This is a genomic window from Pseudomonas sp. NPDC086278 (assembly GCF_050280905.1).
Classification (GTDB): Bacteria; Pseudomonadota; Gammaproteobacteria; order Pseudomonadales; family Pseudomonadaceae; genus Aquipseudomonas.
In genome coordinates, this window is sequence record NZ_JBNNWE010000148.1 from 1 (window position 1) to 8,672 (window position 8,672).

Annotated in this window: 9 protein-coding genes; 3 read left to right on the forward strand and 6 right to left on the reverse strand. The window is 60.8% G+C overall.

The genetic code is table 11. From position 1 onward, the window contains the following. Nucleotides 1-431: 431 nt before the first annotated feature. Complete coding sequence (locus ACQKP4_RS27455; RefSeq protein WP_427637146.1) at nucleotides 432-1,730, reverse strand: MFS transporter; 1,299 nt, start codon at nucleotides 1,728-1,730, stop codon at nucleotides 432-434. A 366-nt stretch (nucleotides 1,731-2,096) separates the two neighbouring features. Between ACQKP4_RS27455 and ACQKP4_RS27460 the strand changes: the two genes are divergently transcribed. Both ACQKP4_RS27460 and ACQKP4_RS27465 read left to right on the forward strand, forming a co-directional pair. Further along, nucleotides 2,097-2,501: an acyl-CoA thioesterase gene (locus tag ACQKP4_RS27460; protein WP_007896491.1), complete on the forward strand. Its 405-nt coding sequence runs from the start codon at nucleotides 2,097-2,099 to the stop codon at nucleotides 2,499-2,501. Between the two features lie 57 nt (nucleotides 2,502-2,558). Beyond that, nucleotides 2,559-3,458, forward strand: coding sequence for a D-hexose-6-phosphate mutarotase (locus tag ACQKP4_RS27465; RefSeq protein ID WP_427637147.1), 900 nt, complete (start codon nucleotides 2,559-2,561; stop codon nucleotides 3,456-3,458). 152 nt (nucleotides 3,459-3,610) lie between these two features. Here the strand turns inward: ACQKP4_RS27465 and ACQKP4_RS27470 are convergent, their stop codons facing one another. The 5 genes from ACQKP4_RS27470 to ACQKP4_RS27490 all read right to left on the reverse strand — a co-directional run bounded on the left by ACQKP4_RS27470 (nucleotide 3,611) and on the right by ACQKP4_RS27490 (nucleotide 7,409). Next, nucleotides 3,611-4,147 carry a DUF3299 domain-containing protein gene (locus tag ACQKP4_RS27470; RefSeq protein ID WP_427637149.1) on the reverse strand — a complete coding sequence of 179 codons (537 nt, stop codon included), beginning with the start codon at nucleotides 4,145-4,147 and terminating at the stop codon, nucleotides 3,611-3,613. An 86-nt stretch (nucleotides 4,148-4,233) separates the two neighbouring features. After that, complete coding sequence (locus tag ACQKP4_RS27475) at nucleotides 4,234-4,479, reverse strand: GlsB/YeaQ/YmgE family stress response membrane protein (RefSeq protein WP_027926291.1); 246 nt, start codon at nucleotides 4,477-4,479, stop codon at nucleotides 4,234-4,236. Nucleotides 4,480-4,585: 106 nt separating this feature from the next. Then, entirely contained in the window at nucleotides 4,586-5,668 is a 1,083-nt protein-coding gene (locus ACQKP4_RS27480; RefSeq protein ID WP_427637151.1) for a 5-(carboxyamino)imidazole ribonucleotide synthase, read from the reverse strand. Nucleotides 5,669-5,679: 11 nt separating this feature from the next. Next, the gene (gene purE / locus ACQKP4_RS27485; protein WP_007942709.1) at nucleotides 5,680-6,171 is read right to left on the reverse strand and encodes a 5-(carboxyamino)imidazole ribonucleotide mutase; all 492 of its coding nucleotides are present in this window, start codon (nucleotides 6,169-6,171) and stop codon (nucleotides 5,680-5,682) included. A 329-nt stretch (nucleotides 6,172-6,500) separates the two neighbouring features. Further along, a complete protein-coding gene (locus tag ACQKP4_RS27490; RefSeq protein WP_427637153.1) occupies nucleotides 6,501-7,409 on the reverse strand; it encodes a LysR substrate-binding domain-containing protein in 909 nt (302 codons plus the stop codon). A 180-nt stretch (nucleotides 7,410-7,589) separates the two neighbouring features. Here ACQKP4_RS27490 and ACQKP4_RS27495 point away from each other — a divergent pair. Beyond that, nucleotides 7,590-8,672 (forward strand): aspartate ammonia-lyase (locus ACQKP4_RS27495; protein ID WP_427637154.1); only part of this gene is annotated, 1,083 nt, incomplete at its 3' end.

The following is an 8,672-nucleotide window of genomic DNA, read 5'->3' on the forward strand; positions in this document are numbered from 1 at the left end:
CGCAGGCCTTGCTCGACGCACTCGCGCATCACCGACCAGATGTGCAGCAAGCCCTGACGGATTTCCGCCTCGCCGCGCCAGGCCAGTTCGTTGGCGAACGCGTTGGCAGTCGCAACGCCAGCAGCGACAAAAGTCATTGCCGCCATCAAACGCTTCAGTTTCATGCCTTACTCCTAGCAGATAGGGTGTGTTAAGTCGGGGCCAAGTATCAGCAGGCCGTGTGAACACTCTATGGCTGAAATATGACAATTGGATGAAAGGCCAGTATTCGATTTTTTGCAGGCCTACCGCGTTATCGTTCTTCGCGAGCAAGTCGAATCGTCGCACCGCCGCTCCCACAGTTGACTGAGTTGAACTCAACCTTTGTGTTCACTGCAGGCCCACTGTGGGAGCGGGCTTGCTCGCGAAGGCGTCGTACATACGAGGTCTGCTTAACGCCCCTTCTTCCAAAGATAAGCACCCACCAATATCCCGACCCCGCAAATGATCGCGACATAGTAGGCCGGCCCCATCGGGCTTTCCTTCAGCAGCAGCGTCACCACCATCGGCGTCAGGCCGCCGAAAATCGCGTAGGCCAGGTTGTAGGAGAACGACAACCCGCTGAAACGCACCACTGCCGGGAACGCCTTGACCATCACGTACGGCACGGCGCCGATGGTGCCGACCAGCAGGCCGGTCACGGCGTACATCGGAAACAGCCAATCGGGGTGGTTGAACAGGCTGTGGTAGAAGGTCCACGAACTCAGCAGTAGCAATGCGCTGCCGAACACGAACACCCGACCCGCGCCGAAACGATCGGCCAGCGCACCGGACGCCACGCAACCCAGGCTCAAAAACACAATCGCCAGGCTGTTGGCCTGCAACGCGGTGGTCGGCGAGAAGTGGTAAACGGTTTGCAGCACGGTCGGGGTCATCAGGATGACCACGATGATGCCGGCGGACAGCAGCCAGGTCAGCAGCATGGAAATCAGGATCGCCCCGCGATGGTCACGCAAAACGGCGCGCAGCGGCACTTCTTCGGCCAGGGCCTTGCGCAATTGCAGCTCGGCGAACACTGGTGTCTCGTGCAGCCAGCGGCGCAGGTAAACCGAGAACAGACCAAACACGCCGCCCAGCAGGAACGGGATGCGCCAGGCGTAATCGGAGACTTCCACCGGGGTGTAAATACTGTTGATGGCCGTGGCGACCAGCGAGCCCAGCAGGATGCCCGCCGTCAGACCGCTGGTCAGCGTGCCGCAGGCGTAACCGATATGCCGTTGCGGTACGTGTTCGGAAACGAAAACCCAGGCGCCCGGCACTTCACCGCCAATCGCCGCGCCCTGGATCACGCGCATCAGCAGCAACAGGATCGGCGCCCACATGCCGATCTGCGCATACGTCGGCAGCAAACCCATGATCAAAGTCGGCACCGCCATCATGAAAATGCTCAAGGTGAACATCTTCTTGCGCCCCAGCAAATCGCCGAAGTGCGCCATCACAATGCCGCCCAGCGGCCGTGCCAGGTAACCCGCGGCGAAGATGCCGAAGGTCTGCATCAGCCGCAGCCACTCGGGCATGTCGGCCGGGAAGAACAGCTTGCCCACCACCGTGGCGAAGAACACAAAGATGATGAAGTCGTAGAACTCCAGCGCGCCGCCCAGGGCGGACAGCGACAAAGTCTTGTAATCGTTGCGGGTCAACGGACGTGCGGATTGCGTTGGCTGCGCAGTGCTCGAGGGCGCTGTGGTCATGGCAAGGGCTTCTCTTATTAGTCGGATCTGCAACCCCAGCAACGCTGGCGGAGGCTTGGGCAAGTCCGGCACCATAGCAAATTGTTCGAAAAAGCACATAGAGGTGCGTATTTGACGGTCAAAATGAGAACCCGACGGTCGTCTCGGAGTCTACCGACCGATATACTCGCCAGCTTGCAACAGTCTGTAAGGGTTGCTGTGCGAAAACGCCTGCCAGGGTTCTCAGGCGGTTTCGCAGAGTTTCCCTTTAGGCGCCTTTCGAAAAACGTGACGAACGTAGTATGTTCGGGGCTGAATCGTTTTTTCCGAAGACGGCTATTCACCTGAAGTACCAATGAAGAGTCACGGGTCAGAGGCACCCCCGGCATGATAGAGCTCGAACAAGAAGATCCGATTCCGCAAGGCGACCTGGCCCTGCAAATCACCGCGCTTCCGCGTGAAACCAACGGCTTTGGCGATATTTTCGGCGGCTGGCTGGTGGCACAGATGGATTTGGCCGGCACCGCCATGGCCAGCAAGGTCGCCGGTGGCCGCGTCGCGACCGTCGCAATCGACCGCATGGCGTTCCTGGTTCCGGTGGCGGTGGGCGCACAGCTCTCCTTCTACACCCAGGCGCTGGAAATCGGCCGCAGCTCGATTCAGATGATGGTCGAAGTCTGGAGCGACGATCCGCTGTCCAGCGAGTGGCGCAAAGTGACGGAAGCCGTGTTTGTATTCGTTGCCATCGACGGCAGCGGCCGCACTCGCTCGGTGCCGCCACGCGCACGTTAAACGCGGCGGCCGTTTTGCGGTCCATTGCAGTCATTGTTCCTGATCGAGAGTTGCCCCATGAGCACGCCCAACGTTGAAGCCGTGAAACTGGATGAACTGAACTGCTGGCGCATCCGCCACGGTCAGGCCGAATTGCTGGTGGCCCAGCAAGGCGCGCACATCCTCAGTTATCAATTGGCCGGCCAGCCGCCGCTGATCTGGCTCAACGACGAGGCCGTATTCAAGACCGGCAAGAGCATCCGCGCCGGTGTGCCGGTTTGCTGGCCATGGTTCGGTAACTTTGATCGCAACCCACCCAGTGTCAAGGCGATGCGCGTCAGCAATGAAGCGGCCGGCGCCCATGGTTTTGTCCGGGCGATGGATTGGGAACTGGGCGGCATCGAAGCCGAGGGCGAAAGCCTGAAGGTCGAATTCGTCCTGCCCTACCCCGACGGCGGTTTTCCGGGCTGGCCGCACCAGGTGGATTTGAAGTTGAGCATCCGTCTGGATGAGCAACTGCACATCAGCCTGATCAGTCATAACCGTGGCACCGAAACCGTGTCCATCAGCCAGGCGTTGCACAGCTATTTCGCGGTCAGCGACGTGCGCAACGTGCACGTTGAAGGGCTCGATGGCTTGAGCTACATCGATACGACCAAAGACTGGAACACCACCTCGCAAACCGGCGACTTGAGCTTTACCGGCGAGACTGACCGGATCTATCTCGACACTCCGGCGAAACTGAGCATTGTCGATCCAATGTGGGAACGGCGTATCGAGCTGACCAGCAGCGGTTCACGCTCGACAGTGATCTGGAACCCGTGGATCGAACGCGCGGCGGCGTTCAGTGACATGGCCGCCGATGGCTGGCAGCGGATGCTGTGCATCGAGACGGCGAATGTGATGGATGACGTGGTGACATTGGCGCCGGGTGCCAGCCACACCCTTGGCGTAAGCATCGGCAGCAAACCTCTATAAGCAACACCGCAAAGATCAACTGTGGGAGCGGGCTTGCTCGCGAAGAGGTCGTAACATTCAACATCATCGTTTACTGAGACACCGCTTTCGCGAGCAAGTCGAATCGTCGCACCGTCGCTCCCACAGTTGATCTTTGCCGGCCTGGCTGGCGCTTACAAATCCGACTCTTTCACCACCCGCACTTTCGCCGCATCCAGTGCATACGCCGCGTCAGCCAAGTCGTTGGTGACCTTCTCGATCTTCAGCGTGCCGGTCACCCACAGCGGCGTGTAGATGTCATCCAGCTTCAGCCCTTTGGGATAACGCACCAGCACCAACTGGTTTGGCGGCGGTGGCGGCACGTGGATGCAGGCGCCCGGGTACGGCACCAGGAAGAACAGCGTGCTGCGGCCCTTGGCATCCGATTCCAGCGGCACCGGATAACCGCCGATGCGGATGTTCTTGTCGTTCATCGACGGCACGGTTTTGGTCGAATACATCACCGCCGGCAAGCCTTTGCTCTGCTTCATGCCACCCTTTGAGGTAAAGGTGCCATCACCTTCGGGGGTGTTGTGGTCGATTTCGGGCATGGCCTCGAGGGCTTTCTGATCCGACTTGGGCATCAGTTCGAGCCAGTCGGTTTCTGGCAGTTGGTCGGCATGGGCCAAACCACTGCCCAGGAAAAGGAGGGTCAACAGAAGACGGCGCATTGAGGTGCTCGGTAAAGGAAGACGATAAGTCGCCGAGCATTCTAGCCCTCTGCGCTGGCGGCGCAGAGGGGCTATGTCGCTCGGGATCAGTTCTTTTTGATCAGGCCGTAGATCACCAGCAACACCACGGCGCCCACCAGCGCACCGATGAAGCCCGCGCCTTCGCCCGCGTGATAAATGCCCAACGCCTGACCGCCGTAAGTGGCTGCCAGCGAACCGCCGATACCGAGCAGGATGGTCATGATCCAGCCCATGCTGTCATCGCCCGGTTTCAGGAACCGAGCCAGCAGGCCGACGATCAAGCCGATAAAGATGGTTCCGATAATTCCCATGGCATTTCCCTCTGATTAAGTGACTATGTCGAAGCCTAGTCAGACTTTGGCATCCTGCCATGAGAGAACGGCGGCACCTGAATGGTTCCGCCGCTGCCACATGAAACTACTCGGAGATGAGCGCTTCGACCTTGAGGATCTGCTGCTCTAGCGTGGCCTTGTCGGCGCAACGCAGGTTGGCGTGACCGACCTTGCGACCGACCTTGAACGCCTTGCCGTAGTGGTGCAGATGGCAATCGGCAATCGCGATCACCTTCTCGACCGGCGGCACAACACCGATGAAGTTGAGCATCGCGCTCTCGCCGACCTTGGCCGTCGAACCCAGCGGCAGACCGGCAACGGCCCGCAGGTGGTTTTCAAACTGGCTGCACTCGGCGCCTTCTGTGGTCCAGTGCCCGGAGTTGTGCACGCGCGGGGCGATTTCGTTGGCCTTGAGGCCACCGTCGACTTCAAAGAACTCGAACGCCATCACGCCGACGTAATCCAGTTGCTTGAGCACTCGGCTGGAATAGTCTTCGGCCAGGGCTTGCAGCGGGTGATCGGTGCTGGCGATGGACAGCTTGAGAATGCCGCTGTCGTGGGTGTTGTGAACCAGCGGATAGAACCGGGTCTCGCCATCACGAGCGCGCACGGCGATCAGCGACACTTCGCCGGTGAACGGCACGAAGCCTTCCAGCAGGCAGGCCACGCTGCCCAGTTCGGCGAAGGTGCCGACCACGTCTTGCGGCTTGCGCAGGACTTTCTGGCCCTTGCCGTCGTAACCCAGCGTGCGGGTTTTCAGCACGGCCGGCAGACCGATGGAAGCGACAGCGGCGTCCAGGTCAGCTTGCGATTGAATGTCGGCGAACGCCGGGGTGGGAATCCCCAGGTCCTTGAACATGCTCTTTTCGAACCAGCGATCACGGGCGATGCGCAACGCTTCGGCGCTCGGGTACACCGGCACGAATTGCGAGAGGAACGCCACGGTTTCGGCCGGGACGCTTTCGAACTCGAAGGTCACCAGATCGACTTCATCGGCGAGCTGACGCAGGTGAGCCTGATCGCCGTAATCGGCCAGCAGGTGTTCGCCCAACGCGGCTGCGCAAGCATCCGGCGCGGGGTCGAGGAAAGCGAAGTTCATGCCCAGCGGAGTGCCCGCCAGCGCCAACATGCGACCCAACTGGCCGCCACCGATTACACCGATCTTCATCGTCAACAACCTCAGGCGATGCGTGGGTCTGGATTGTCCAGGACGCTGTCTGTCTGCTCAGCGCGGAACGTTTTCAACACGTCGTGGAATTGCGGGTGCTTGGCGCCGAGAATGCTCGCCGAGAGCAAGGCGGCATTGATCGCGCCAGCCTTGCCGATGGCCAGGGTGGCAACCGGGATGCCGGCTGGCATCTGCACGATCGAGAGCAGCGAGTCGACACCGGAAAGCATCGCGGACTGCACCGGCACGCCCAGTACCGGCAGGTGGGTCTTGGCCGCACACATGCCAGGCAAGTGGGCCGCGCCACCGGCACCGGCGATGATCACCTCGATGCCACGCGCCTCGGCCTCTTCGGCGTACTGGAACAGCAGGTCCGGGGTGCGGTGGGCAGAGACCACTTTCACCTCGTAGGGGATGCCGAGCTTTTCCAGCATATCGGCGGTGTGGCTAAGGGTGGACCAATCGGACTTGGAGCCCATGATCACGCCAACCAGTGCACTCATCGTCGTGCCTCTTCTCTCTGGGCGCCCGCGGGCGCGTCAAAAACAACAAGCCACGCAGAAATGCGTGGCTTGATTGTACGAAAAATGGCCGGACGAGCCGGCCGAAGGCCGCGCAGTATACCTCAATGAAGCAGATAAACAGCCCCCGAAACGACCATCTGTCATACGGCGCAAAGCGCCGGTTTTATTGACCTGCGAGTCAGTCAAAACAACACCGTTCCCCTGTGGGAGCGAGCTTGCTCGCGATAGCGTCGGGACAGTCACTATTGATGTTGAATGTTAGTCCGCCATCGCGAGCAAGCTCGCTCCCACAGGGTTAGTCGGTGCGCTTAAGAACCCTGCGCCGCACCGCCTTCCAGCTTGCGCCACAGCAAGCGCACATTCGCCTTGCGCACCAGTGCGCAGCGATACAGGCGAATCTCCAGCGGCACGTGCCATTGCGGACCGCCACACACCACCAACTCACCGCGCGCCAACTCGGCGCGCACGCTCAGTTGCGGCACCCAGGCAATGCCCAGGCCTTCCAGCGCCATGCTTTTAAGGCTGTCGGCCATGGCGGTTTCATAAATAGTGGTAAACCGCAGCGCACGCTGGCGCAGCAGCAGGTTCACCGAGCGCCCGAGAAACGCGCCGGCGCTGTAGGCCAGCAACGGCACGCTGCCTTCGCCTTCCAGATCGAACAACGGTTTGCCCTCGGTGTCCGCCGCGCACACCGGCAACATCTCGGTGTGGCCAAGGTGCAGCGACGGAAAGATTTCCGGGTCCATCTGCATCGCCGCGTCCGGGTCGTAGAACGCGAGCATCAAATCGCAGCCACCTTCACGCAAGGCATGCACCGCGTCGCCCACGTTGGTCGCCACCAACCGCGTGGCGATGTTCAGCCCTTCGTTACGCAACTGCGCGATCCAGCGCGGAAAGAAGCCCAACGCCAACGAGTGAGCAGCCGCAACTTGCATCACTTCGCCCTGCCCGCCTTCCAGGTGATGCAGATGGCGCAGCACTTCGCCGAGTTGCTCGACCACTGTCCGCGCGGTCACCAGAAACAACTGCCCCGCCGCCGTCAACTCGATCGGCGTGCGCGAGCGATTGACCAGTTGCAGCCCCAGCGCCGCTTCAAGGCTGCGAATTCGCCGGCTGAACGCTGGCTGCGTCACGAAGCGTCGTTCCGCAGCCTGGGAGAAGCTGCGGGTGGCGGCCAGGGCGCTAAAGTCCTCCAGCCATTTGCTTTCAAGATTCATCACGTCCTCCCGGACACGCACCAATTTAGGTCACACGCTCGCCGCGCACGCGGCGTCACATCGGCATTATGCCGAATGTGCATAGCCCAGTGCTTAACAGCATTGGCCGAAAATTCTGCACAAGCCTAGCATTTGCAGCGTTCCGGCACAGACCGGGTCCATATCGAGATGATTTCCATCATGTCCTCCGCTGCATCATTCCGCACAGAAAAAGACCTGCTTGGCGTACTCGAAGTACCGGCTCAAGCGTATTACGGCATCCAGACCCTGCGAGCGGTGAACAACTTCCGTCTCTCCGGCGTTCCGATTTCGCATTACCCGAAGCTGGTGGTCGGTCTGGCGATGGTCAAACAGGCCGCCGCTGACGCCAACCGCGAGCTGGGTCACCTGAGCGACGCCAAGCACGCGGCTATCAGCGAAGCCTGTGCACGTTTGATCCGCGGCGATTTCCACGAAGAGTTCGTGGTGGACATGATTCAGGGCGGCGCTGGCACTTCAACCAACATGAATGCCAACGAAGTCATCGCCAACATCGCGCTGGAGACCATGGGTCACCAGAAGGGCGAATACCAATACCTGCACCCGAACAACGACGTGAACATGGCGCAGTCGACCAACGACGCCTATCCGACCGCGATCCGCCTGGGTCTGCTGCTGGGTCACGACGCGCTGCTGGCCAGCCTCGACAGCCTGATTCAGGCGTTCGCCGCCAAAGGTGTCGAATTCAGCCACGTACTGAAGATGGGCCGTACCCAACTGCAAGACGCCGTGCCGATGACCCTCGGCCAGGAATTCCGTGCATTCGCCACCACCTTGGGCGAAGACCTGGCGCGCCTGAAAACACTGGCACCCGAACTGCTGACCGAAGTGAACCTGGGCGGCACCGCGATCGGCACCGGCATCAACGCCGACCCGCGTTACCAGCACCTGGCCGTTCAACGCCTGGCGCTGATCAGCGGTCAACCGCTGGTGCCAGCCGCCGACCTGATCGAAGCGACCTCCGACATGGGCGCCTTCGTGCTGTTCTCCGGCATGCTCAAGCGCACCGCGGTCAAGCTGTCGAAGATCTGCAACGACCTGCGTCTGCTGTCCAGCGGCCCACGCACCGGCATCAACGAAATCAACCTGCCAGCGCGTCAGCCAGGCAGCTCGATCATGCCGGGCAAGGTTTTAGCCTGTTCCACCACCAGGCGCAGGTGCGCGTTGGTAGCGACATCGGCACCGTTACGCGCAGCAATGGTGATTTCTTTCACCAGTTTGCCG